The organism is Geofilum rhodophaeum (genome assembly GCF_002210225.1).
Taxonomy (GTDB): Bacteria; Bacteroidota; Bacteroidia; order Bacteroidales; family Marinilabiliaceae; genus Geofilum; species Geofilum rhodophaeum.
Window position 1 is genome coordinate 1 of the sequence record NZ_MWUJ01000064.1, and the last position, 1,172, is coordinate 1,172.

At 37.6% G+C, this 1,172-nt stretch carries 2 protein-coding genes; both read left to right on the forward strand.

Annotated elements, in window-relative coordinates:
• On the forward strand, positions 1-505 hold a 505-nt coding region (locus B4W65_RS17380), incomplete at its 5' end, for a hypothetical protein (protein WP_158522883.1).
• 17 nt (positions 506-522) lie between these two features.
• The gene (locus tag B4W65_RS17035) at positions 523-1,122 is read left to right on the forward strand and encodes a hypothetical protein (protein WP_088656359.1); all 600 of its coding nucleotides are present in this window, start codon (positions 523-525) and stop codon (positions 1,120-1,122) included.
• The last annotated feature ends 50 nt before the right edge of the window (positions 1,123-1,172 follow it).

Consider the following 1,172-nt stretch of genomic DNA (forward strand, 5'->3'; position numbering starts at 1 on the left):
CTATAGTGAGAAGGGGAGGGGAGGGTTGAAGGAGGATGCCAGTAGAGGTTCAAGTAAACAATTTTCCTGCGTTGATGCAGTTACTGGAGCTGCAATTCTTGATAGGACACCAAGACTTGGAAGAGCTTGGAGCAATGGCATGCCTACCACATATCATGATGGAAATTATTTTTTGGTAGTTTCTCAAAAATCCGGATCTTATGTCAATATTTTGGACTCGGAACTGAAAAGGGATTTTGATGCAAAACACAGGGTTAAGTTGGGAATTCCAGGAAATTTGTACATGAGTCCGGTTGCAAATCATAGTTTTTTTGGGGGGATAATGTCTGTGTTTTCTTCTCAAGCGAACCCATTCGTGGATGAGATTCCTTATTTGTCCATATTAAGACCTGATTTGAGTTTTAGAAACACTATGCGCAGTATGGGTAGTGATCTGAGGAAGTATGAAAAGAGATTGATCGCTAAGAGATTTTATTGGTTTCAAGAATATGGGTTAATTTACTAATTTCTGTTTTCTACAATATGAGGTTGTTAAGTGGACTCACTAGGCTTTATAAAGTTGCCTTTCCAGATAAGAAAGCGAAGCTTTATGTCTTTCTTTTTATTGCCCTTTTAAGTTTGTTTGTGCTTTGGGCTATTTCCATTCCGCTGTCGTATTTGTTCTCATCCATTTTTTCTGTGCTGGTTTTTTCTGCAGTGCTATTTGTAGGCTTTTCCGATTACTATTACTATTTGCTTTTTTTTCGAAAGAAGCGCGATTTGGATAGGAAAGGCGTACCCTTTGAGGCGGGTGTTTGCAAGGTTAGGGTTTTTTGTTCTGATTATGAGGTGAAACCATTGATGAAAAGCTACAAGGTTGGGGTAACTGGAGCTGAATATGATATTTCATGCAAGTTCTTGAAAGGGGAAGATTTTTTTCTTCTTTATCTCCAAAAAAAAGCATGGGTTGGTATTTATACTAGGGATATAGGTGTTATTGATTTGAGTAATGTTCATGATCATAGTTCATTTAAGGGCATGCAGTTTTTAGAATGTAGCGAGGGTTTATTGATTTCCTTTAGCAAGCCCAAATCAGGGGTAGATAAAATCCTGGTTTATGACTTTTATGGGCTATCAGATTAAGGTGTAAGTATTAACTATGAAGTGGCTCATTTCAATATTGGCTTTGTTCA